Genomic DNA, 23,191 nt, shown 5'->3' on the forward strand with positions numbered 1-23,191 from the left:
TGTCATATGGGTGTGCAAGGCACAGTCTGGATTGAGATATTGAGAGCTTGGCCTAAAAATTGATATTGGCGTTCACAAATCACGCCATCGGGGTTGCATTTTGGCGCAAGAGGCTCAATTAGTATGATTAATGAAGGGCGTGACATACGCGCCCTTTCATAGCACTTGCGAACGAGATCTTGGTCGACAAAAATAGATCTCTTGTGATTTAACCTGCGCACTTCAACAGTGGCAAAAAAGGAAGTCTCATGACATTCACACCCCATGGAAAACATCTCATTTGTGGCGAATGGATCGGAACTCAAGACGTTTTTGCGTCAGAGCCCGCAACTGGAGACCCTCACAATTTTAGTGTCGGAACACCGGATTTGGTTGGGCAAGCGGCACGTGCCGCAGAGGATGCATTTTGGAGTTTTGGTTATTCCAGCCGTGAAGAACGCGCTGCATTTCTGACGGCAATTGCCGATGAAATCGAAGCACGGGCAGATGCCATTACTCAAATCGGGTCAGAAGAAACAGGTCTGCCAACCGGACGTTTACAAGGTGAACGTGGCCGCACTACAGGTCAGTTGCGTTTGTTCGCATCTCACATTTTGGCTGGGGACTATCTGGATCGCAGATATGACAAAGCTTTGCCAGATCGCGCACCCATGCCGCGCCCTGACATTCGGATGATGCAGCGCCCTATCGGGCCAGTTGCTGTTTTTGGAGCATCTAATTTCCCACTCGCATTTTCAACTGCTGGTGGTGACACTGCTGCGGCATTAGCTGCGGGCTGTCCTGTGGTGGTCAAAGGTCACTCGGCTCATCCTGGAACAGGTGAAATTGTTGCTGAGGCAATTCATGCCGCAATCAAATCTTGCGACCTACATCCTGGGGTGTTCTCTTTCATTCAAGGCGGCAACCGCGAAGTTGGGGCTGCTTTGGTTCAACATCCATTGATCAAAGCTGTTGGGTTTACTGGTTCACTCGGTGGTGGTCGCGCTTTGTTTGATCTATGTGCTCAACGTCCTGAGCCAATCCCATTCTTTGGGGAACTTGGTTCGGTGAACCCTATGTTCTTTATGCCTGCAGCATTGGCCAATCGCGGGTCCGAGATTGCCGCTGGGTGGGCTGGATCTTTGACAATGGGCGCAGGGCAATTTTGCACAAACCCAGGAATTTGTATTGTGCTAGATGGGCCTGATGCAGACACTTTTACTGACGTGGCAACAAAATCGCTTTCATCAGTTGGCCCACAAACCATGCTGACAGATGGCATTGCCAAAGCTTACCGTTCAGGCAGCGCTCAGATTTCTGGTACCACTGGTGTACAAGAATTGTTGACCTCAACCTGTGATTTGCGTGAAGCCGCGCCATATTTGTTTGCAACGACTGGCAAAGAATGGTTGAAAAATGAAGTGCTTGGCGAAGAGGTCTTTGGCCCTCTTGGTTTGATCGTTCGGGTCAAAGACATGGACGAAATGCGCCAAGTTGCAATGTCTTTGAAAGGCCAGCTCACTTGCACGCTTCATCTTGATGATGAGGATGCAGATGAGGCACGTGCCTTGCTTCCGATTTTGGAACGCAAAGCGGGCCGTGTTTTGGCAAATGGTTTTCCAACGGGTGTCGAGGTTTGTGATACGATGGTTCACGGTGGACCATACCCTGCCTCGACCAACTTTGGAGCAACGTCCGTTGGCACCTTGTCAATCCGTCGCTTTTTGCGCCCTGTGAGCTACCAAAATATCCCTGCGTCGGTCTTGCCGACAGATATTGCTTAAGTGATTTAAGATACCGCGCCATGTGGCGCGGTATCTGTTCTCTGGCAACTATATGTCAGTATACAGCTATTACGTGCTAAATTGATTGGTCTCGCGGTGTAAGTTCTGTGCTTGATTTTTCAACATAGTCACTGCGGCAGAACTTTCTTCAAACATCGCCGCATTTTGCTGAGTGACCTGATCAAGTTGGTCCACGGCTTTGTTGATTTCAGCTAGGCCGGTGGCTTGCTCTTGGGACGAACTGGATATGTTTTGTACAAGACCATCGACTTGCGACACGAGTGTTTCAATTTCTTTGAGTGCTGTCCCCGATTCATGGACCAATGCGACACCTGATTTAACTTGGTTCGATGAGGTTTCAATCAGATTTGCGATTTCGCGGGCGGCTTCTGAAGATCGTTGTGCCAGTGCGCGAACTTCGGATGCAACGACGGCAAATCCGCGACCACTTTCGCCCGCACGTGCTGCTTCAACCCCAGCGTTCAAGGCTAGCAGATTGGTCTGAAACGCAATATCGTCAATGACTGACGTGATTTTTGAAATTTCTTCAGAACTGTGCGAAATATCGGTCATTGCAGTGATGGTTTGTTCCACTACTTCGCGACCTTCACCTGAACGTTCGCGGGCACGCGACACAGCTTTGGCGGCTGTTTTGGCACCTTCAGCAGAGTTTTCTACTGATGAACTGAGCTGTGTTATGGCTGATGCCGTTTCGATCAATGAAGCCGCTTGGCTTTCTGTTCTGTGCCCTAAGTCCTCGGATGCTGCTGCAATCCCATCTACTTCACTTTGTATGTTGTCGATACCAAGAGTGATTTGTTGGATGAGCGCCGCAAGACGTCCAAGTGAGGAATTGAAATTTGTGCGCAAAGCTTCGAGTTCGCCGGGCATCTCATCTGGCAAGCTGGTTGCAAGATTGCCGCGGCTGAGCTCTGTAATGGCAGCATTTATGTCGATGATAGATGTCTTGAAAAGTGTCACATCTGCTGCAAATTTAACGATTTTGTAGACTTTGCCGTGGGTGTCAAAAATTGGATTGTAGGTGGCTTGAATCCAAATTTCTTTACCCGTTTTGGTTACACGAACGAACTCAGAGTCGATGAATTCACCAGCATTGAGCATGTCCCAGAACTGTGTGTATTCTTCTGTGTTGCGCTCGTTTTCGCGCACAAACATAGAGTGATGACGGCCTTTAATGTCTTCAAGCGTGTAATCGAGGGCGTCTAGAAAATTGTCATTGGCCGTGAGAATTGTACCATCGGGGGTGAATTCAATCACAGCTTGAACGCGGTGGATGGCATTCATCTGGCCTGTTAGGTCATTGACCGCAGTGCGCTGACTTGTGATATCAATGGCGGTTTTCATCACGCGCTCTGGTTTGCCTTGTGGATCTAAAATCACATTATAGCTGGCTTGGATAAAGACATCGGAGCCATCTTTGGCCTTGCGAATAAATTCACCTGCGATGAATTCTCCGCTTTGCAGTTTTTGCCAAAATTCTGCGTATTCGGCTGTGTTGGCTTCGTTCTTTGGCATAAAGATTTTGTGATGTTCACCTTTGATATCATCAAGAGTGTACCCAAGAGCGTTTAGAAAATTGTCATTGGCGGTTAAAATTTCGCCATTCATCGTGAATTCAATCACTGCCGTTGACCGTGACACAGCTTCGGCCATCGCCCGATTCAGATTGGAACTGAGGGTTTTTTCAGTGACGTTCGATGCGATTTTGATCACACCTGTGACTTTATCATTTTGGTCTTTGAGCGGAATATACGAGGCCTCAATATAGACGACTGATCCATTTTTATGTAAGCGCGCAAAGGTTTTTTGCTGTGTCTGTCCGCCCCGCAAACTATCCCAGAACGCTAAGTAGCTAGCGCTTTTCGCCTCTTTGGGTGACACGAACATGGCGTGCTTTTGCCCGATGACTTCACTGGCATCATAGCCCATGGCTTGGCAAAAATTCTGGTTTGCGTTTGTGATTGTTGCATCTAAATCGAACCAAATCATTGCAAGGGCTGCATCTGCGGCTGCTAACGTGGCTAAGGATGTGTCTGTATCGCGCTTTGGATTTCGAAAATGGAACATGTCTACCTCGTAAGTTTGAGGCAGTATTGAACCAAGAGTTCTAATAAATTATTTAACGACAAATTATTTTTCGCATATGCTCAATTTGGGGACGCAAACAGAGCCTAAGCCCACACATTATATTTGTGCGTGAGCTTAGATGTGCAAGCAACGGTTAGAGCGCAACGAGGGCTCCGCGATGTTGCACCACTTGCGCTGACAGCATCATGCCTGCGCGCAAAGCCTCTTCGAGGTTGGCACCTTGCATACGCGCCGTGATATAGCCCGCGTTGAAGCTGTCGCCGGCCGCAGTGCTATCGACTGGGGTGACTGGATCGGGGGAAATTGAAATCCCACCTTCGCCTTGCGACCATGCATACATTTCATGTGCGCCATTTTTCACAATAACAGTGTGTGCGCCAAGATCGCGATACCGCAGGGCTGTGTCTTGCGGTTTAGCATCGCCAAACATGTCTTCTTCTTCGTCAAAAGATGGCAGCATGACATCAGCGATAGAGGCCGCTTTTGACAACCATTCTTTGGTGATATTTGGGTTTTCCCAAAGGCGAGGGCGGATATTGGTGTCAAAGACAACTTGCGCGCCCTGTGCGCGGGCCCGTGCCAAAGCATCGATCAAATTTTGACGATGCTCAGGTGACAAAATCGCCAGTGTGATCCCTGAGAACAGCAAGATTTGGTCGCCGGAAAAAGCGGTATCAAGCGTGCTTGGGTCTGCAGCCAAAAGTTTCGCCGCCGAGGTGTCACGCCAATAGGCAAAAGAGCGTTCGCCATTGTCCAGTTGGATCATATAAAGACCAAGGGTGCGGTCGGGGGTATGGCTGACATATGTGCTGTCAACGCCAGATTCCGACAAGAAATCAAGCATCTTTTGTGAAATACTATCGGTGCCCACGGCTGTGAGATAACCGACAGAATAATCGTCGAGCCCTGCAAGGCAGCGCTTGGCGTACCATGCGGTATTAAGAGTATCGCCCGCGAAATTCATGGAATATTTCCCATGCCCGTCTGGCGCCATTTCGACCATGCATTCGCCAATCGTCAAAAGTCTTTTAGTTTTCATGATCGTCCTCTTCGAAAAATTCTGTATGTGCGGCATGTATCGTGTTGATTGATTTCGCAATGCGATTCAAATGGGCGCGCATCAGTTCTATAACATGGTTCTTATCTTTTGATTTCATAGCCTTGAGGATTTCTACATGTTCATCAAAGGCAATCTGAGATCCCTCTCTATCGAGGGACAAATACCGCACGCGGTCCATATGGGCCTTGTTGTCTTTGATCAGGGTCCACACTTCTGGATGGCCCGCAATCGCGCACAATTGGGCGTGAAAGGCATCATCCAACTCATGAAATCTTTCGCGATTTTCATCCGAGATGGCGCTCTTTTGTTTCTCAAGGTTATCTTCAAGGCGGGCGATATCTGCAGGCGTCGCCTTTTTCATCGCGGTGCAAGTGGTTTCAAGTTCCAAGGCGGTGCGAATAAAGCGCGCCTTGTGGACTGCTGCAGTAGAGATTTTCGTTACAACCGTGGCGCGTTGGGGGCGGATCAGTAAGAAACCCTGTTGGCTGAGACGGTAAAACGCATCGCGCACAGGTTGACGTGACACGCCGAGTTTTTTCGCGACATCCGCCTCGGACATCTTTGTTCCGGGGGGCATGTGCAGGCCCACGATGCTGTCATAAAGTTGCCCATACACGACATCGGTGACAGAGGGCGGGCGGTCTTGTGTAAGCGTTTGCAGTTTTAGATCGTGTCCCATCTGTCTCTCCTTGGCGTCTCTTGCTTGACCTATATGCGCGACATTCACGTCTTAGTGCAATCCTTGGTGGTCGCACCGCCACCCAGCCCAATGCGTATTCGGGCCTAATGCGTAATTGTGCTTCACAGGTGTGAAGCTGCGTTGACACGAATTACTAACTAGCATATTAGATTACTAGAGGGAAGGATACCCCTGAGTGTGCAGTCAGTAATGCTTTCGAATGACTGAACAAATCTATGGGGTGCAGGGGGAATCGTATGCCGTTACTCGACCAAAATCGTTTGTTTCCAGTTGAGGATCGTACGCGCGCTTTGACGCGTGAGATTTACGATGGCATCAAAGATTTGCCAATCATCTCACCGCATGGGCACACCGATCCGTCTTGGTTTGCGTTGAACGAAAACTTTCCCGATCCTGCGCGTTTGTTTGTCACGCCAGACCACTATGTGTTTCGGATGTTCTGTTCGCAGGGCATAGACTTGGCCACGCTTGGCGTGCCGCGCGCTGATGGTGGCGAGACAGAACAGGACCCGCGCAAAATCTGGCAAGTGTTTGCTGAGAACCTCTACCTCTTGCGGGCCACGCCATCCTACATTTGGCTAAACCATGCCTTTCAAGAAACCTTTGGTATCAAGACACCATTGAACGGCGAGACCGCGGGCGAGATTTACGATCACATCGACGCGTGTCTGAAAACCGATGCGTTCAAGCCCCGTGCTTTGTATGACCGGTTTAATATCGAAGCCCTGTCGACGACAGAGATGGCTTTGGATGATCTGAAACATCACAAAACCATTGCTGAGAGCGATTGGAATGGCAAAGTCATTTCCGCTTATCGCCCTGACAATGTGATTGATCCTGAATTCGAAGGCTTTACAGATAACATCGCCCAGCTTGGCGCTTTGACTGGCGAAAATACAGCGACGTGGCAGGGGTATCTAAATGCCCACCGTGCACGTCGCGCGTATTTCAAACAGGTTGGCGGTGTCACGTCTTCTGATCATGGTCATCCAACCGCGCGGACCGAAGATTTCAGCCCCCAAGTGGCGAATGAGTTGTTCCAAAAGGCGCTCAAAGGCACCTGTACTGCGGATGAGGCCGACGCCTTTCGTGGACACATGTTGACCGAAATGGCGCGCATGTCTTTGGACGATGGTTTGACGTTGCAAATACATGCTGGATCGCACCGCAATCACTCTGCGCCGATGATGGCACAGTTCGGTCGCGATAAGGGATTTGATATTCCGTCAAAGACTGAATTTGTAAACAATTTGAAACCCTTGTTGAACGCAGTTGGTATGGAACGTGATCTGACTGTGATCTTGTTTATGCTCGATGAAACCACGCAAAGTCGCGAACTTGCGCCGCTGGCGGGCGTGTATCCTGCGCTGCGTCTGGGGCCGCCTTGGTGGTTCCATGACAGCTTTGAAGGCATGAAACGGTTCCGCGAAAACACCACGGAAACCGCCGGATTTTACAACACTGTCGGCTTTAATGACGACACCCGCGCATTCTGCTCCATTCCAGCCCGCCATGATGTGGCGCGCCGTGTGGACGCTGGATATCTCGCCACTTTGGTCGCCACAGGGCGGTTGAATGTGAACGAGGCTCACGAGGTTGCACAAGACCTCACCTACAACTTGGTCAAAAAAGCATACAAGCTTTGATCCGGTTTATCTTTAGTCTTCAGGGAGGAGACGACATGACCCATTTGAAATCCTTTACGGCAGCCATCGCATTGATTGCAGCCTCTGCAGTGTCCGCAACAGCATGTGAGGTGACATTGCGTTCATCCGACACACACCCAGACGGGTACCCAACAGTGGAAGCTGTTAAAGTCATGGGCGCTGAGTTGGCAAAAGCCACAGGTGACAAGCTTTGTGTTGAAGTGTTCCACTCTGCGCAGCTCGGCCAAGAAAAAGACACCATCGAGCAAACTCAGTTCGGCGTGATCGACCTTAACCGCGTCTCTTTGGGGCCATTCAACAACATCATCGAAGAAACAAAGATCCCATCTTTGCCTTACATCTTCCGGTCTGTTGAGCACATGCACAACGTAATGGACGGGCCTATTGGCGCAGAGATTTTGGCAGCTTTTGAAGCGCACGATCTTGTCGGTTTGGCGTTCTATGATGGCGGATCACGGTCTTTCTACAATAAAGAACGCCCCATCACCAAAATGGCAGACCTCGAAGGTCTAAAATTCCGCGTGATGCAGTCTGATTTGTTCGTTGATATGGTCTCTGCTGTTGGCGCGAACGCGACACCAATGCCATACGGCGAAGTGTACTCATCTATCCAAACTGGCGTGATCGACGGTGCGGAAAACAACTGGCCTTCGTTTGAATCTTCAGGCCACTATGAAGTTGCTGGTTACTACACACTCGACCAACACCTCATCGTGCCAGAAGTTTTGGTGATGTCCAAATCATCTTACGACAAATTGTCCGCTGATGATCAAATGGCAGTGCGCGCCGCTGCAAAAGCGTCTGTGCCTGTGATGCGCGACCTTTGGGCTGAGCGTGAAAAAGTATCTGAAGCCAAAGTGCGTGCGGCTGGTGTTGAAATCATCACTGATATCGACAAAACACCGTTCATCGAAGCTATGGTGCCTGTCTATGAGAAATACGTCACAACTGACAAACTCAAAGATTTGGTAACACGTATCCAAGCGACTGAATAAGCTTAGATCTTGGCGTTTGCGGCATATGTCGCAAACGCTTTTTCAATAAAAAGATCGGCTTCATCCCGTCCGTGTGATGTAAAGCCGATCCGCCAACCCAGGGGCGGGGATATGCAACAATTTATGAAAAAAGTCGCACGTGTGATGGCCATTCTGGCCCGCACGTCGCTTTGGCTCGCAGGGCTGGGATTGGTTTTGATGACCGTCTTTATCGCCTATCAAGTGTTTGGGCGTTTCGTGCTCAACAATACCCCGACATGGACCGAAAGCTGGTCTGTTTTGATCATGGGGTGGTTTATTTTTCTTGGCGCAGCCGTGGGCACGCGCGAGGGGTATCACCTATCGTTTGATGTGCTTTTGTATGTTTTGCCCAAGCGCGTCAAAGATGTGCTGCACACGATCTCTGACATTGTGATCACCGGATTTGGCATTGGTATGATTGTCTACGGCGCCCAGTTGGCCGAGAAAACATGGCAATCGACAATCCCAAACATCGGCATTTCAGGCGGTTGGGCTTTTGTGTCCATCATCATGGGCGGGGTCCTTATGGTTTTGTTTTCTATTGAGCGTATTTTGCGCCGCTCATGCGGCATGGTGACCGCACGTTTTGGCGAAACTGAACTTCCTTTGGAGGACCGCTGATATGGGTTTCGCTGATTTAATTGGCCCAGGCATGGAGCTTTGGGTTCTGTTTGGCACATTCACTGTGTTGCTTTTGATCGGAACGCCCGTTGCGTTTTGTTTGGGCGTGTCGTCTTTCGCCACCGTTTTGTATTTAGGTTTGCCACCCGTCGTTGTCTTTCAGCGGCTCAATTCCGGTGTGTCGGTGTTTTCACTGATGGCCATCCCGTTCTTTATCTTTGCGGGTGAATTGATGGTGCGCGGTGACATTGCACGGCGTCTTGTCGCGCTGGCGGGCGCTGCTGTTGGCCATTTCAAAGGCGGCTTGGGGCAAGTTAACATCTTGGCGTCCGTGCTGTTCGGTGGGATTTCCGGCTCTGCTGCGGCTGATACGTCGGCCATCGGCGGGCTTATGGTGCCGCAAATGGTCAAGCGTGGCTATGACGCCGATTACGCGGTCAACGTGACTGTGACCTCGTCGATCATCGCGCTAATGTTGCCGCCGTCGCACAACTTGATCATCTATTCGATCTCGGCGGGTGGGCGTATTTCTATCGCTGATTTGTTCACAGCAGGTATCATTCCGGGGCTTATCTTGGCGCTATCTTTGATGCTGGCGGCCTACATTGTTGCCCGTCGTCGTGGGTATCCAACCGAAGCCTTTCCAGGCGGACGCATGGTTTTGACCTTGATTGTCTCTGCTTTGCCGGGTCTGATTTTGGTCGCGATCATCTTTGGCGGGGTGCGCTCAGGCGTGTTTACAGCATCTGAATCGTCGTGTGTGGCGGTTGTTTATGCAATGGCTGTGACCTTTTTTATGTATCGATCCATGACGTTCAATGACTTTGTTCTTGCTGTCAAAGGCGCTGTGCGGACCACCGCTATGGTGCTTTTGGTCATCGGTTGTGCGGCGTCTTTCGGCTGGCTTTTGGCCTTTCTCAAAGTGCCTGCTCATATGGTCGACTTCATGCAAAGCGTGTCAGACAACCCAATCGTGATCTTGCTTTTGATCAACGTTTTGTTGCTGTTCTTGGGCACATTCATGGATATGTCGCCGCTGATTGTTATCACCACGCCGATCTTTTTGCCTGTGGCGATGGCCTTTGGTGTTGACCCTGTGCAGTTCGGGATCGTGATGATTTTGAACCTTGGTATCGGGTTGTGTACGCCGCCTGTTGGCTCTGTGTTATTTGTCGGCTGTGCTGTCGGCAACATTCCGATTTGGGACGCCGTGCGCACGATTTGGCCGTTCTACTTTGCCTCAGTCTTTACGCTTTTATTGGTGACGTATATTCCGGTTCTGTCGCTCTGGCTGCCGTCTTTGTTCCACTAATACACTGATATATAACCTAAAGGAGACCACTACTATGTCCCATGTTCGTACATTCCCCGAAGTCCAAGTTGACGCTTTTGTGCGCCGCCAAGTTTTGTCGGAAAATGAAAATCTGATGGTGGTCTCCTTTTCCTTTGAAAAAGACGGAGAGGGTGCGTTGCACTCGCATCCGCACATCCAATCCACTTACGTGGAAAGCGGTGCTTTTACCTTTTCCATTGATGGTGAAAAATTCGATGTCAAAGCAGGTGACAGCTTTGTTATTCCGTCAAATGCTGTACATGGTTGCACCTGTCATGAAACTGGTAGACTAGTTGATACATTCACGCCGCGCCGCGACGATTTTTTGTAACGACAGGCGCGACGCCAGCTGCCCTTTAAACGATTGAGAAAGTATTGATATGACCAAACTGAACGTTGAAACCCGCCACGCGGTTCATCCAGACCACGCCAAAGGCATGGACACCCAAACGTTGCGCGACAACTTTTTGGCCCAAGGCATGTTTGCAGATGGCGAAATTCGCCTTGTCTACACGCATTACGATCGTTTCACGGTTGGGGGCGCTGTGCCTGCTGGCGGATCTTTGACGCTGGATAAAGTCGACGAAACCCGCACTGCGACTTTCCTTGAGCGCCGCGAAATGGGCATCGTCAACATCGGTGACGCGGGCACGGTTGAAGCTGCCGGCGAAACCTATGCGATGAACAAGGGCGATGTTTTGTACCTTGGCATGGGCTCAGGTCCTGTGACGTTCAAAGGGCAGGGGCGTTTCTACATCACGTCGTGCCCCGCGCATCACACGCACGCCTCGCGGTTGATCACTGTGGAAGACGCCAAAAAGGTCGAAATGGGCGAGGCGGCAACGTCAAACAAACGCACCATCAAGATGTTCATCCACCCGTTGGTGATGGAAAGCTGCCAGTTGGTTTTGGGCTACACATCGCTCGAAGAGGGCTCCGTTTGGAACACCATGCCTGCCCACGTGCATGACCGCCGTATGGAAGCTTATCTCTATTGGGGTATGGCGGAAGAGTCCCGCGTGTTGCATCTGATGGGCGAACCGACAGAGACACGTCACCTGTTTGTGGCCGATGAAGAAGCCATCATTTCGCCAACATGGTCTATCCATTCGGGCGCTGGTATTGGTGAATACACCTTTATCTGGGCGATGGCGGGCGACAATGTCGACTACACCGACATGGATTTCGTTCAAGCTGCAGAACTGCGCTAAGGGGGCTTTGATGTCTGATCTTTTCTCTCTCAAAGGGCGCAAAGCACTGGTCACTGGCGCCAACACAGGCATCGGCCAAGCCATTGCTGTGTCGCTTGCAGGCCAAGGCGCGCATGTGATTTGCGCAGGGCGTCGCACCTGTGCTGACACTGTCGCAATGATTGTGAAAAACGGGGGCACAGGTGAAAGCCTGATCCTTGATTTCGCCGACCCTATGGCCGCCAAAGAGGTGTTCAAAGGGCAGGGGATTTCGATCCTCGTCAACAATGCGGGCATCATCCGCCGCGAAGATTCAGTCAACTATTCCGAAGAAGACTGGGACGCGGTGATGGATGTCAACCAAAAGGCATTGTTCTTTACCTGTCAGGCGTTTGGCAAAGAATTGATGGCCGTTGGCGGCACGGGATCGATCATCAACATCGCATCTTTGTTGTCGTTCCAAGGCGGCATTCGCGTGCCTGCCTACACCGCCTCAAAACATGCTGTTGCTGGGATCACGAAAATTTTAGCCAACGAATGGGCCGCTGCGGGCATCACCGTCAATGCAATCGCTCCGGGGTATATTTCCACCAATAACACCGAAGCATTGCGCAACGATCCCGTGCGCAACGACGCCATTTTGGCGCGCATTCCAGCGGGCCGTTGGGGCGATGCAGAAGACATTGGCGGCACGGCTGCATATCTTGCATCCAAGGCCGCGAAATATGTCACGGGCGCTGTTTTGAACGTTGATGGAGGTTGGCTGGCGCGCTGACCTTATATGCGACGCGCGGGATAAGATCTCGCGCGTCCAATTTGATAAAACGATACCATTTTCGGCCAAGGATACAGACACTATGACACAAACGCATTCCCTGCCTCGGATCAGCCGATCTCAGGCCCCCAAACCGGCTGTTGGTATCGTCCATCTTGGCCTCGGTGCCTTTTACCGCGCTCATGCTGCGATTTATGTGGCACAAGCGATGGAAAAATCTGGCGGCGATTGGGGCATCATCGGGGTGTCGCTGAAATCCTCTGGTCAACGCGACAAACTTGCCCCGCAAGACTGTGTTTACACCGCGTTGGAACTTGCCCCCACAGGACCAATTCCGCACCACGTTGAGATTGTGCAGAATGTGTTGGTTGTCCCCGAAAACCCTGCGGCTGTTTTGGATGCGATGATCGACGAGGCCGTGAAAATCGTCACGCTTACGGTCACCGAAAAGGGCTATTGCCATGAACCATCCACGGGCAAATTGTTGCAAAACCATCCTGATATTGTCCAAGACCTAAGCGATCCTGCGAACCCAGCCTCAGCGCTTGGGTTTTTGGTCCGCGCTTTGGAAGCCCGTCGTGCCGCTGGTTTGCGTCCTTTCACTGTGATGACCTGTGATAACCTGCCAGACAATGGTCGCGTTGTGCGTGGTGTTGTGCTTGAATTGGCGGGACTTTTGAGCGCGGATTTGGCCACTTGGATCGCAGCAGAAGTCAAATTCCCTTGTACCATGGTGGACCGTATTGTGCCCGCGACCAAGCCTGAGGATATCGATGCTTTGGGCGCTTTGATCGGCAAATATGATGCCTCGCCTGTGATGATGGAACCGTTTCGTCAATGGGTTATTGAAGATGATTTCGTTGACGACCTGCGCCCTGACTTGGGGGCTGTTGGTGTGCAACTCGTTGATAACGTAACTGCTTTTGAAGATATGAAATTGCGTTGTCTCAATGGCACCCATTCAAGTCTGGCTTATTTGGGATACTTGGGGGGCTTAGAAACCATTTCCGATACAGTGGCGCAGCCTGCGTATGCCGCATTCGTGAAGTCGCTGTGGACCAATGAAATTATCCCCGGTTTGACGCCGCCGCAAGGCGTGGATCTACAGGCGTATGCCGACGCACTGTTTGCACGATATGAAAACCCGTCGATCCGCCATTTGACGTGGCAGATTGCGATGGATGGATCGCAAAAGTTGCCGCAACGAATTTTAACGCAACTTGAAAACGGTCTTGCGGCTGGTCGGTCTATGTCGGGTCTCATTTTAGCTGTGGCTGCATGGATGCGCTATGTGGGTGGTGTCGACGAAACTGGCGCGCCAATCGATGTGCGTGACCCAATGGCGCAGCATTTGAAAGCACTTTGCAACGCTGCTGAAACGAATGAACAAAAGGTACAAGCTTTGCTTGCTGTCACGGGAATTTTCCCTATGTCTTTGCAAAATAATACGCAATTCGTTGCCGCTGTCACAGCCGCTTATGAGGGTCTTGTGACGCAAGGGGCGCGTAAAATGGTGGAGATTTACAATGATTGAGAGCTGGCGCTGGTACGGACCACTCGACAAGATTGAACTGGGTCAAATTGCCCAAACTGGCGCGCTTGGCATCGTCAATGCGCTGCATGAAATCCCGTATGGCGAAGTCTGGACCACGGACGCGATTGCTGCGCGTCAAAAGATGATTGCCGATGCGGGGCATGATCAGAAGTGGCATGTGGTTGAAAGTTTGCCGATCCACGAACGCATTAAGCGTGGCGAGGGCGATTTGTCCGAGTTGTTCGCAAATTACCGTCAATCTATGGCCAATTTGGCGGCTCAAGGGCTAACGACAATTTGCTATAATTTCATGCCGTTGATTGATTGGACCCGCACGCGGCTGGATCAACCTGTCAAGAATGGTGGTACATCGTTGCGTTTTGAACAGGTACAAATCTGTGCGCTTGAGATGTTTATGCTTGAACGCGAAGGGGCGGGACAAGATTTCACCCCCGAGATCATCACCAAGGCCAAAGCATGGTTTGATGCATCTTCCGAGACTGATCGCGAAGCTCTGATTGCCGCGATTATGGCGGGGCTTCCTGGGGCGTATGATCGCTATGATGTGGCATCGATGAAAGAGGCGCTCAAGCTGTATAACGGCATTGGTCGTGATGAAATTCGTGACAATTATGCGCGTTTTCTTGCTGAGGTTATTCCCGCAGCCCAAGATTTGGGCATGCGCTTTGCTGTGCATCCTGATGATCCGCCGCGTGACATCTTTGGCCTGCCGCGTGTTGTGTCTAATGCTGAAGATATCGCTTGGATTTTTGATCAGCAAAAGGCTGTTGAAAATGGTTTAACGCTTTGCGCTGGATCTTTGGGCGCGAACCCCGCGAATGACGTTCCTGCGATTGCGCGCAGATTTTCTGACCGCATCCATTTTGCCCATTTGCGCAATGTGTCCAAAGATGCGGACGGCTCCTTTGAAGAAGCCGCGCACCTTGAAGGCGACACAGATATGGTTGAATTGGTGTCGGTGCTTTTGGGCGAAGAAACGGCGCGCCGTAACACAGGGCGCCGCGATTGTGATATCGTTTGGCGCCCTGATCATGGGCATGAAATTCTGACAGACGTAGGCGCAGGCGCGCATCCCGGTTATCCGTTGGTCGGGCGATTGCGCGGCTTGGCGGAAATGCGTGGCGTGATCAAAGCCTTGTCGCATAAAAACGTTCAATTCAGTTAAGATTAGAACAGTAAAAACATGAGAGGCGCGTCCGAATTGGGCGCGCTTTTTAGGTTTTATCACGATAATAAATCGCATTCGCGCAGTGCTTTATCCCGTAATTTTAATCAATAAGCGGATGGCGGTTCGCCCATGTGCGCATGCCTATGAAGAGACGCGGGCGGTGTCGTTATGGGGCGGCAGATTATTACATGCGCAAAGATATTGTAGAGGATGATCTCAAAGATATCTGTCCAATGATGCGCGCCGCTGGCCGTCAAATTCTATGGGTGACTTTTGACTTTTAGGGGCAACTGTCGCAGCGTGTTAGGATTCAGACAGTCCAATCCCATTGCGTAGAAGTTGCAAAACGGACTGTGCTGCAGGGGTGAGCGTGCTGCCCGCGCGGGTCATAAGCCCATAGTCTTCGATTTCAAACACGACATCCGTGTCGATGATTTGAACCAAAGCGCCCGTGTCTTGTTCATTGGAATCGTGGCCCACTGTAAAGCTTTGCGCAACAGAGGTGGCAATCGGCGCGATCGCATTGGTTTGAGAAATGGTGGCAAGCACCAGTAAAAACGACGATGTGCTGAGAATACGCTCAGGCGAAGGATGCCCTTTGCGCGCCAAAGCTTGCGTCACTGTGTTGCGCAAAATCGCGCCTGTGTTTGGCATCACCCAGTCATAGTTCAGCAGGTCTTCTATCGGAACAGGGATGTTTTTGGCATAGTTTTCATGGCGAAACACTGGATGGTTTTTGCGTGCCACAAGGCTGAGCGGCTCTTTACCAAACACTGTCATATGAAAGGCTGACGCATCTTGGCCCGTGGGCAATCTGGCCAACGAAAAGTCGATCTGTCCGTCCAGCAACATCGGGCCAAGCGTATCAGATGTGCCGACCTCAATTTCGATCTGCACATTGGGCAAGGCAATCCGCGCTTGGCGCAGGGCAGGCAACACGTGCTCGATGGCGGGGCCTGTAACTGACCCGATGCAAACCCGGCCTGACAGACCTGATTTAAGCTCATCAATCTCACGATCAGCATCTTGGATTTCGCGTAGAATCCGCGTGGCACGCCGTGCGAGGGCCAAGCCTTCGGGGGTCAATTCGATGCCTCTGCCCGCACGACTGTATAGCGGCGCTCCAATGATGCGTTCTGCTTCTGATGCCAGCCGTGATGCCGCCGGTTGGGCTATGCCCATTTTGAGGGCAGCGCTGGACAATTGCCCTTCGCGTGCTAATGCATCGGCAAGGCGTAGGTGGCTGATTTTTAGTCCTTTTTGCAGCAATCGTTCCATGTTTTTATCGGTCCTCTTGAGGTCTGCCGGTGGGCTGTATTTAAGTGGCGTTGGTTGACCTTAGGGATATTTATACATAGCGTAAATGGTATACTAATATCACAAAATATAATTTGACGGTGATGTTATATATGTCTCTTATGAGCCGAGGCGTTTCACAGACGCCTGCGTCGAAGTTTGACGCACATCGGGTGAAGGTCACAAAATGACGGACATCGTGATGGTACATGCATTGCATCTGGGAGGATGACACATGAAATTGACTAAAACACTGGCCCTTGCTGCGGCCGTTTCAAGCTTGAGCCTAACAGCTGGTCTGACAGCCGCGTTTGCGGACGGTCTTGTGGGTATTTCTATGCCAACAAAATCTTCAGCACGCTGGATCGCTGACGGCGACAACATGGTGAAAGAACTGGAAGCTGCCGGTTACACCGCTGATCTGCAATACGCAGAAGACGACATTCCAAACCAACTCGCACAGATCGAAAATATGGTCACCAAAGGCGTTGACGCGCTGGTGATTGCATCCATCGATGGCACAACATTGTCCAACGCTTTGGAAAATGCTGCTGCTGCTGGTGTGAAAGTGATCGCATACGACCGCTTGATCAAAGATTCTGGCGACGTTGATTACTACGCGACATTCGACAACTTCAAAGTTGGCGTTCAACAAGCGTCTTCTCTTGTAGGTGGTCTTGAGCAGCGTTTCGGCGAAGGCCCTTACAACGTTGAATTGTTTGGTGGTTCACCTGACGACAACAACGCGTACTTCTTCTACGATGGTGCGATGTCTGTGCTTCAGCCATTGATCGATGCGGGCACTGTCGTTGTTCAATCCGGTCAAATGGGCATGGATAAAGTCGGCACATTGCGTTGGGATGGTGCAGTTGCACAGGCGCGTATGGATAACATCTTGTCCGCCAACTACACTGACAAAGAAGTTCACGGCGTGCTTGCACCCTACGATGGCCTGTCCATCGGTATCTTGTCATCTCTCAAAGGTGTCGGTTACGGTTCTGGCGATTTGAAAATGCCAATCGTTTCTGGTCAAGATGCTGAAGTTCAGTCTGTGAAATCTATCCTTGCAGGCGAACAGTACTCAACCATCTTTAAAGACACACGTGAGCTTGCAAAAGTGACTGTGGGCATGGTTGACGCCGTTCTTGGTGGCAGCGAGCCAGAGATCAACGACACATCCACATACGACAATGGTGTGAAAGTTGTTCCATCCTACCTGTTGGAGCCTGTTGCGGTTGACGCATCCAACTGGGAAGAAATCCTCATCGGATCCGGCTACTACACAATGGACCAAATCAAGTAGGATATTGGTTTGAATTCTAAATCCGCTCGTCCCTTGTCGGGGCGAGCGGTATTTGCCTCACGTTTTTAGGGCAAGAGAAACAAAGGCGCTGGTCCTCCCCAGATCCTTTGAAAAGGGCAATCCATGAGCACACTTTTAGAAATGCGCACCATCACCAAGGAGTTCCCCGGCGTGAAAGCGCTCGATCAGGTGAACCTTGTCGTGGAACGGGGCGAAATTCACGCAATTTGCGGTGAAAATGGCGCGGGAAAATCGACACTGATGAAGGTTTTGTCAGGCGTCTATCCAGCTGGAACCTATGATGGAGAAATCCATTTCGAAGGCGCACTTGCGACGTTTAAGAATATCCGCGAAAGCGAAGATCAAGGCATTATCATCATTCACCAAGAACTTGCTTTGGTGCCTGAATTGTCCATCGCTGAAAACATCTTTTTAGGGAATGAAACGGCCAAAGGCGGCGTGATCAATTGGCACGAAGCCAACCAGCATACTGAAAAATTGCTGGCCAAAGTCGGATTGAGTGAAGCGCCGACAACGCGCATCGACAGTCTTGGCGTGGGCAAGCAGCAGTTGGTGGAAATCGCCAAAGCGCTGTCCAAGGACGTGAAATTGCTGATCTTGGATGAACCTACTGCGGCGCTGCAAGAGAATGATTCCAAAAAATTACTCGACTTGATGCTTGAGCTGAAATCCCAAGGCGTCACCTCGATTATTATCTCGCACAAGCTGAACGAAGTCGGATTTGTCGCTGATACTGTTACCGTCATTCGTGATGGCATGTCTGTGTCGACTATCGACGCCTCTAACGGTGTGTCCGAGGATGAGATAGTGCGCGACATGGTTGGCCGCGATATGTCGGATCGCTATCCTGCCCGTGAGCCCCGCGCTGGCGAAATGTTGCTTGAGGTCGAAAACTGGAACGTTTGGCACCCTGAGCACAGTGAGCGCCAAGTGATCAAAGACATTTCCTTTAACGTGCGAGCGGGCGAAGTTGTCGGCATCGCGGGTTTGATGGGATCAGGTCGCACAGAGCTTGCCATGTCGATTTTCGGAAAATCCTATGGTCGCAAAATATCAGGTACAGTGAAATTGCACGGTACAGTCGCAGACGTGTCTCGGGTGGATCGCGCCATTGATGCGGGGCTTGCTTATGTGACCGAAGACCGCAAATCTTTGGGTTTGATCTTGGATGAAACCATCCAGTTTAATACCACATTGGCCAATTTGGACGGCGTGTCCAAAGCGGGCGTATTGAATGCGAACTCGGAAACCAAAGTGGCCGAAGAGTACCGCGAAGCGCTTAAAACCCGCACGCCAAGCGTGTTCCAAAAAGTTGGAAATCTGTCGGGCGGCAACCAACAAAAGGTTGTTTTGGCCAAATGGCTGTTCACAGGTCCCGAAGTTTTGATCCTCGACGAGCCGACACGCGGTATCGATGTTGGGGCTAAATACGAAATCTATTCGATCATCAATGATCTGTCCGCAGATGGCAAAGGGGTTGTAATGATCTCTTCTGAAATGCCGGAATTGCTGGGCATGTGTGATCGCATCTACGTTATGAACGAGGGCGCTTTGGTCGGTGAATTGGCCGCCAAAGACGCCAGCCAAGAGCGCATCATGTCGCTCATCGTCACGGAATAAGGACAGGCCAAATGGACAAACATACAAACTCGGTTAAGGCCCATCTGGTTGCGCACATGCGCGACTTTGGTCTGCTTTTCGCGCTGATTGCCATCATGGCAATCTTTCAAATCGCCACGGGCGGCATCTTGTTGCGCCCTGTGAATCTCACCAACCTTTTGCTGCAAAACAGCTATATCATCATCATGGCCTTGGGCATGTTGTTGGTGATCGTGGCGGGTCATATCGACCTGTCTGTCGGCTCTGTCATGGGCTTTGTCGGTGCCTTGGCTGCCGTGATGATCGTCAGCAATGACGTTCCTGTGCCAATCGCAATTGCAGTGTGTTTGGTCGCAGGTGGTATCATCGGCGCGGCGCAGGGCTATTTCGTTGCCTTTTGGCGCATCCCCCCATTCATCGTGACGCTGGCGGGCATGTTGGTGTTTCGCGGCCTGACGCTTTGGTTGCTCGAAGGTCAATCCATCGGCCCGTTCCCCAAAGAATTCCAAGTGCTGTCCACGGGCTTTGTGCCTGACATCTTCCCCGCTGCTTGGGGCGCTGGTTTGGCTGAAATGGTTGGCGCGCGTAAATTCAATGTGCTGTCTTTGGCGCTTGGTATTGTGGCCGCTATTGGTGTGGTTGTGATGGGGGTGAAAAAACGCAGCCGCGACGCAGAATACGGCATCGACAGCGAACCCAACAGCTTGTTCTGGGTGCGTAATGTGATCGTTTCTGGCGCACTTGTGTTCTTGATGTTCAAACTGTCCACGTTCCGTGGTGTGCCAAACGTGCTTGTCACCATGGCTATTTTGATTGCCATCTACGCCTTTATCACGGAGCGCACAGTCATTGGTCGCCGCATTTATGCGCTTGGCGGCAATGAAAAAGCGGCAAAACTGTCTGGTATCAAAACTGAACGCCTGACCTTTATCGCCTTTGTGAACATGGGTGTTATGGCCGCGCTGGCGGGGTTGATCTTTGCCGCGCGTTTGAATTCTGCCACTCCGAAAGCGGGCTTTGCGCTTGAACTTGATGTGATTGCAGCGGTGTTTATCGGCGGGGCGTCTATGTCTGGTGGCTCTGGTAAAATTATCGGGGCTGTGGTCGGTGCTTTCATCATGGGTGTGATGAACAACGGCATGTCTATTTTGGGTATTGGTATTGATTATCAACAAGTTATCAAAGGTCTCGTGCTGCTCGCAGCTGTGTTCTTTGACGTCTACAACAAACAAAAACAAGGGTGATCACAATGCTATTGTCACAAGTTAAAAATGCTGACGGAACTGTCACTGTTGTGGCCCGCGACGGGTCTGAAGCCTACGCTGTTAAAAATGCAACCTCGACTTATGATCTTGCAATGGAAGCTGCTGAAGCGGGTAAATCTTTGGCTGAGGTGATCCATGCTCACGGGTTTGGCGCGGCAATTGATCTGAATGCGGCCTATTCCGAGGGCCGGATGATGTTGCCGATCCACCATGAAGCCCCATCTAGCTGTCATTTGACAGGCACGGGGCTGACCCATCTGGGGTCGGCTTCAACGCGCAATTCAATGCACGCCAAAAAAGACGTCGATGCGCCTATCACAGACTCTATGAAAATGTTTCAGATGGGTCTTGAGACAGGAAAACCCGCAGCGGGCACCGTCGGGGCACAGCCTGAATGGTTCTACAAAGGCAACGGATCGCAAGCAGTTGCAGCAGGGGCGCCATTGGTGTCACCAAGCTTTGCCGAAGATGCAGGTGAAGAGCCAGAAGTCGCGGGAATCTATGTGATTTCTTCAGATGGCACACCGTTCCGTGTTGGGTTTGCTCTGTCCAACGAGTTTTCCGATCACATCACTGAGCGTGGAAACTATTTGTGGCTTGCGCACTCCAAACTGCGCCCTGCGTCCTTTGGGCCTGAAATGCTGATCGGCGATCTGCCCCGCGATATTCAAGGCATGTCACGCATCCTTCGCGATGGTGCTGTTGTTTGGGAAAAACCATTCTTGTCAGGCGAAGACAACATGTCTCACACTTTGGCAAATCTTGAGCATCACCATTTCAAATACGATATTTTCCGCCAGCCTGGCGAATTGCACGTCCACTTTTTTGGCACAGCTACCCTGTCGTTTGCTGATAGCATTGCCCCACAAGATGGTGATGTTTTTGAAATCGAAGCCCCTGGTTTTGGTCTGCCGCTGCGCAATCCTTTGGTTCAAAAACCGGCTGTGTCTGGCACAGTCACTGTAAACGTTTTGTAAGGTATCCGATGACGTTCAAACCCGCTTCTTGGCCCCGCAAACTTCGGTCGCAATCTTGGTATGGCGGCAATTCACGCGATACAATTTACCACCGTGGTTGGATGAAAAACCAAGGCTACCCGCATGATCTGTTCGATGGGCGGCCCATTATTGGTATTCTCAACACGTGGTCAGAACTGACGCCGTGCAATGGCAGCCACATGAAAGAGTTGGCCGAAAAGGTCAAAGCGGGCATCTGGGAAGCGGGTGGTTTTCCTGTAGAAGTGCCCGTGTTTTCCGCCTCTGAAAACACATTTCGTCCCACCGCGATGATGTTTCGCAACTTGGCGGCGCTGTCTATTGAAGAAACCATTCGCGGGCAACCTATTGATGGTGCTGTGCTTTTGGTCGGCTGCGATAAAACAACACCGTCCTTGATGATGGCTGCGGCGTCTTGCGACATTCCATCTATCGTTGTGACTGGCGGACCTATGTTGAATGGTCAGTTTAAAGGCGAACGTGTCGGGTCTGGTACGCACCTTTGGAAATTCTCCGAGGCGGTGAAAGCCGGCGAGATGACCCAAGAGGAATTCTTGGAAGCCGAACAGGGCATGTCACGCTCAACGGGCACATGTAACACCATGGGCACTGCGTCGACGATGGCGTCTATGGCCGAAGCTTTGGGCATGGCTTTGTCGGGCAATGCGGCCATTCCTGCGGTCGATTCCCGTCGCCGCGTGATTGCGCAACAATCTGGTCGCCGTATCGTGCAAATGGTCAAAGACGATTTGAAACCATCTGATATCATGACCAAAGAAGCGTTCGAAAACGCAGTGCGCACCAATGGTGCTATCGGTGGATCGACCAACGCGGTTGTGCATTTGCTTGCTATGGCAGGTCGTGTTGAAGTTGATTTCACCTTGGACGATTGGGATCGCTGCGGCCGTGATGTTGCTACGATTGTGAACCTGATGCCATCTGGTAAGTACCTGATGGAAGAGTTCTTTTATGCGGGTGGTCTGCCTGTTGTGCTCAAACGTTTGGGCGAGGGCGGTCAGTTGAACAAAGACTGCATCACGGTCTCGGGCGAAACCATTTGGGATGAAGTCAAAGACGTTGAAAACTACAACGAAGATGTGATTTTGCCACTCGAACTTGCGCTGACTCAACAAGGCGGTATCGCGGTGTTACGCGGCAACTTGGCCCCCAAAGGCGCGGTGCTTAAACCGTCTGCGGCGTCGCCACATCTGCTCAAACACACAGGGCGCGCGGTGGTTTTTGAAGACATTGACGACTACAAAGCCAAGATCGAAGACCCAGATTTGGACATCGATGAAACCTGCGTGATGGTGATGAAAAACTGTGGTCCCAAAGGGTACCCCGGCATGGCCGAAGTGGGCAACATGGGGTTGCCCCCTAAGGTTTTGAAAAAGGGCATCACCGATATGGTGCGCATTTCTGACGCGCGCATGTCGGGCACCGCTTATGGCACGGTTGTCTTGCACACCTCACCCGAAGCGGCGGCTGGCGGACCTTTGGCTGTCGTTCGAAACGGCGATATAATCGAGATGGATGTGGCGAACCGCGTGTTGCGTGTTGATATTTCTGATGCAGAAATGGCGGCACGTCTTGCAGCATGGAAGCCCCTCAATGATGCACCAACATCAGGCTATGCCTTCTTGCACAATGCCCATGTTGAAGGGGCTGACACCGGCGCGGATCTTGATTTTCTTAAGGGCTGCCGCGGCAATGCCGTTGGTAAAGACAGCCACTAATTTACACGACTAAGGACTT

19 protein-coding genes are annotated in these 23,191 nt (G+C 51.2%); 15 read left to right on the top strand and 4 right to left on the bottom strand.

All coding sequences use genetic code 11. The features are described 5' to 3' along the window. Nucleotides 1-248: 248 nt before the first annotated feature. Entirely contained in the window at nt 249-1,763 is a 1,515-nt protein-coding gene (locus BM025_RS04715; RefSeq protein ID WP_085847683.1) for an aldehyde dehydrogenase (NADP(+)), read from the top strand. A gap of 69 nt (nt 1,764-1,832) precedes the next feature. Here the strand turns inward: BM025_RS04715 and BM025_RS04720 are convergent, their stop codons facing one another. From BM025_RS04720 to BM025_RS04730, 3 genes are all read right to left on the bottom strand, one after another. Then, nucleotides 1,833-3,851 carry a methyl-accepting chemotaxis protein gene (locus BM025_RS04720; protein WP_085847682.1) on the bottom strand — a complete coding sequence of 673 codons (2,019 nt, stop codon included), beginning with the start codon at nt 3,849-3,851 and terminating at the stop codon, nt 1,833-1,835. Nucleotides 3,852-4,005: 154 nt separating this feature from the next. Further along, nucleotides 4,006-4,911: a sugar kinase gene (locus BM025_RS04725; RefSeq protein ID WP_085847681.1), complete on the bottom strand. Its 906-nt coding sequence runs from the start codon at nt 4,909-4,911 to the stop codon at nt 4,006-4,008. Continuing rightward, nucleotides 4,901-5,611, bottom strand: a complete 711-nt coding sequence (locus BM025_RS04730; protein WP_085847680.1) for a GntR family transcriptional regulator — start codon at nt 5,609-5,611, stop codon at nt 4,901-4,903. The genes BM025_RS04725 and BM025_RS04730 overlap by 11 nt, the downstream gene beginning before the upstream one ends. A 257-nt stretch (nt 5,612-5,868) precedes the next feature. Here BM025_RS04730 and uxaC point away from each other — a divergent pair, with 257 nt between their 5' ends. From uxaC to uxuA, 9 genes are all read left to right on the top strand, one after another. After that, the gene (gene uxaC, locus BM025_RS04735; protein ID WP_085847679.1) at nt 5,869-7,278 is read left to right on the top strand and encodes a glucuronate isomerase; all 1,410 of its coding nucleotides are present in this window, start codon (nt 5,869-5,871) and stop codon (nt 7,276-7,278) included. Nucleotides 7,279-7,313: 35 nt separating this feature from the next. After that, complete coding sequence (locus tag BM025_RS04740; RefSeq protein WP_085847678.1) at nt 7,314-8,294, top strand: TRAP transporter substrate-binding protein; 981 nt, start codon at nt 7,314-7,316, stop codon at nt 8,292-8,294. 111 nt (nt 8,295-8,405) lie between these two features. Further along, nucleotides 8,406-8,936 (top strand): TRAP transporter small permease, encoded by a 531-nt coding sequence (locus BM025_RS04745; RefSeq protein WP_085847677.1) that lies wholly within the window; start codon nt 8,406-8,408, stop codon nt 8,934-8,936. A 31-nt stretch (nt 8,937-8,967) separates the two neighbouring features. Beyond that, a complete protein-coding gene (locus BM025_RS04750) occupies nt 8,968-10,248 on the top strand; it encodes a TRAP transporter large permease (protein WP_085847975.1) in 1,281 nt (426 codons plus the stop codon). A gap of 34 nt (nt 10,249-10,282) precedes the next feature. Further along, on the top strand, nt 10,283-10,600 hold the full coding sequence (locus tag BM025_RS04755; RefSeq protein ID WP_085847676.1) for a cupin domain-containing protein: 318 nt from the start codon (nt 10,283-10,285) through the stop codon (nt 10,598-10,600). 49 nt (nt 10,601-10,649) lie between these two features. Continuing rightward, entirely contained in the window at nt 10,650-11,480 is an 831-nt protein-coding gene (gene kduI, locus BM025_RS04760) for a 5-dehydro-4-deoxy-D-glucuronate isomerase (RefSeq protein WP_085847675.1), read from the top strand. A gap of 10 nt (nt 11,481-11,490) precedes the next feature. Further along, the gene (gene kduD, locus BM025_RS04765) at nt 11,491-12,234 is read left to right on the top strand and encodes a 2-dehydro-3-deoxy-D-gluconate 5-dehydrogenase KduD (RefSeq protein WP_085847674.1); all 744 of its coding nucleotides are present in this window, start codon (nt 11,491-11,493) and stop codon (nt 12,232-12,234) included. A gap of 82 nt (nt 12,235-12,316) precedes the next feature. Next, complete coding sequence (locus BM025_RS04770; protein ID WP_085847974.1) at nt 12,317-13,768, top strand: mannitol dehydrogenase family protein; 1,452 nt, start codon at nt 12,317-12,319, stop codon at nt 13,766-13,768. Next, entirely contained in the window at nt 13,761-14,954 is a 1,194-nt protein-coding gene (gene uxuA / locus BM025_RS04775; protein WP_085847673.1) for a mannonate dehydratase, read from the top strand. The genes BM025_RS04770 and uxuA overlap by 8 nt, the downstream gene beginning before the upstream one ends. A gap of 306 nt (nt 14,955-15,260) precedes the next feature. Here the strand turns inward: uxuA and BM025_RS04780 are convergent, their stop codons facing one another. Continuing rightward, nucleotides 15,261-16,235 (bottom strand): LysR family transcriptional regulator, encoded by a 975-nt coding sequence (locus BM025_RS04780; protein ID WP_085847672.1) that lies wholly within the window; start codon nt 16,233-16,235, stop codon nt 15,261-15,263. A 253-nt stretch (nt 16,236-16,488) separates the two neighbouring features. Here BM025_RS04780 and chvE point away from each other — a divergent pair, with 253 nt between their 5' ends. The 5 genes from chvE (at nt 16,489) to araD (ending at nt 23,172) form a co-directional block, all read left to right on the top strand. Continuing rightward, on the top strand, nt 16,489-17,556 hold the full coding sequence (gene chvE, locus BM025_RS04785) for a multiple monosaccharide ABC transporter substrate-binding protein (RefSeq protein ID WP_085847671.1): 1,068 nt from the start codon (nt 16,489-16,491) through the stop codon (nt 17,554-17,556). A 123-nt stretch (nt 17,557-17,679) separates the two neighbouring features. Then, on the top strand, nt 17,680-19,197 hold the full coding sequence (gene mmsA / locus BM025_RS04790; protein WP_085847670.1) for a multiple monosaccharide ABC transporter ATP-binding protein: 1,518 nt from the start codon (nt 17,680-17,682) through the stop codon (nt 19,195-19,197). Between the two features lie 11 nt (nt 19,198-19,208). Further along, nucleotides 19,209-20,420 carry a multiple monosaccharide ABC transporter permease gene (gene mmsB, locus BM025_RS04795; RefSeq protein WP_085847669.1) on the top strand — a complete coding sequence of 404 codons (1,212 nt, stop codon included), beginning with the start codon at nt 19,209-19,211 and terminating at the stop codon, nt 20,418-20,420. A gap of 5 nt (nt 20,421-20,425) precedes the next feature. Continuing rightward, a complete protein-coding gene (araD1, locus tag BM025_RS04800; RefSeq protein WP_085847668.1) occupies nt 20,426-21,418 on the top strand; it encodes an AraD1 family protein in 993 nt (330 codons plus the stop codon). 8 nt (nt 21,419-21,426) lie between these two features. Continuing rightward, a complete protein-coding gene (araD, locus tag BM025_RS04805) occupies nt 21,427-23,172 on the top strand; it encodes an L-arabinonate dehydratase (RefSeq protein ID WP_085847667.1) in 1,746 nt (581 codons plus the stop codon). The last annotated feature ends 19 nt before the right edge of the window (nt 23,173-23,191 follow it).

The sequence above is a fragment of the Pacificibacter marinus genome, assembly GCF_900109555.1.
Lineage (GTDB): Bacteria > Pseudomonadota > Alphaproteobacteria > Rhodobacterales > Rhodobacteraceae > Celeribacter > Celeribacter marinus_C.

What these genes read in the sequence shown, in the direction of transcription:
- BM025_RS04715 (WP_085847683.1), top strand. Translation starts at nt 249, where the DNA reads ATGACATTCACACCCCATGGAAAACATCTCATTTGTGGCGAATGGATC.
- BM025_RS04720 (WP_085847682.1), bottom strand. Translation starts at nt 3,851, where the DNA reads ATGTTCCATTTTCGAAATCCAAAGCGCGATACAGACACATCCTTAGCC.
- BM025_RS04725 (WP_085847681.1), bottom strand. Translation starts at nt 4,911, where the DNA reads ATGAAAACTAAAAGACTTTTGACGATTGGCGAATGCATGGTCGAAATG.
- BM025_RS04730 (WP_085847680.1), bottom strand. Translation starts at nt 5,611, where the DNA reads ATGGGACACGATCTAAAACTGCAAACGCTTACACAAGACCGCCCGCCC.
- uxaC (WP_085847679.1), top strand. Translation starts at nt 5,869, where the DNA reads ATGCCGTTACTCGACCAAAATCGTTTGTTTCCAGTTGAGGATCGTACG.
- BM025_RS04740 (WP_085847678.1), top strand. Translation starts at nt 7,314, where the DNA reads ATGACCCATTTGAAATCCTTTACGGCAGCCATCGCATTGATTGCAGCC.
- BM025_RS04745 (WP_085847677.1), top strand. Translation starts at nt 8,406, where the DNA reads ATGCAACAATTTATGAAAAAAGTCGCACGTGTGATGGCCATTCTGGCC.
- BM025_RS04750 (WP_085847975.1), top strand. Translation starts at nt 8,968, where the DNA reads ATGGAGCTTTGGGTTCTGTTTGGCACATTCACTGTGTTGCTTTTGATC.
- BM025_RS04755 (WP_085847676.1), top strand. Translation starts at nt 10,283, where the DNA reads ATGTCCCATGTTCGTACATTCCCCGAAGTCCAAGTTGACGCTTTTGTG.
- kduI (WP_085847675.1), top strand. Translation starts at nt 10,650, where the DNA reads ATGACCAAACTGAACGTTGAAACCCGCCACGCGGTTCATCCAGACCAC.
- kduD (WP_085847674.1), top strand. Translation starts at nt 11,491, where the DNA reads ATGTCTGATCTTTTCTCTCTCAAAGGGCGCAAAGCACTGGTCACTGGC.
- BM025_RS04770 (WP_085847974.1), top strand. Translation starts at nt 12,317, where the DNA reads ATGACACAAACGCATTCCCTGCCTCGGATCAGCCGATCTCAGGCCCCC.
- uxuA (WP_085847673.1), top strand. Translation starts at nt 13,761, where the DNA reads ATGATTGAGAGCTGGCGCTGGTACGGACCACTCGACAAGATTGAACTG.
- BM025_RS04780 (WP_085847672.1), bottom strand. Translation starts at nt 16,235, where the DNA reads ATGGAACGATTGCTGCAAAAAGGACTAAAAATCAGCCACCTACGCCTT.
- chvE (WP_085847671.1), top strand. Translation starts at nt 16,489, where the DNA reads ATGAAATTGACTAAAACACTGGCCCTTGCTGCGGCCGTTTCAAGCTTG.
- mmsA (WP_085847670.1), top strand. Translation starts at nt 17,680, where the DNA reads ATGAGCACACTTTTAGAAATGCGCACCATCACCAAGGAGTTCCCCGGC.
- mmsB (WP_085847669.1), top strand. Translation starts at nt 19,209, where the DNA reads ATGGACAAACATACAAACTCGGTTAAGGCCCATCTGGTTGCGCACATG.
- araD1 (WP_085847668.1), top strand. Translation starts at nt 20,426, where the DNA reads ATGCTATTGTCACAAGTTAAAAATGCTGACGGAACTGTCACTGTTGTG.
- araD (WP_085847667.1), top strand. Translation starts at nt 21,427, where the DNA reads ATGACGTTCAAACCCGCTTCTTGGCCCCGCAAACTTCGGTCGCAATCT.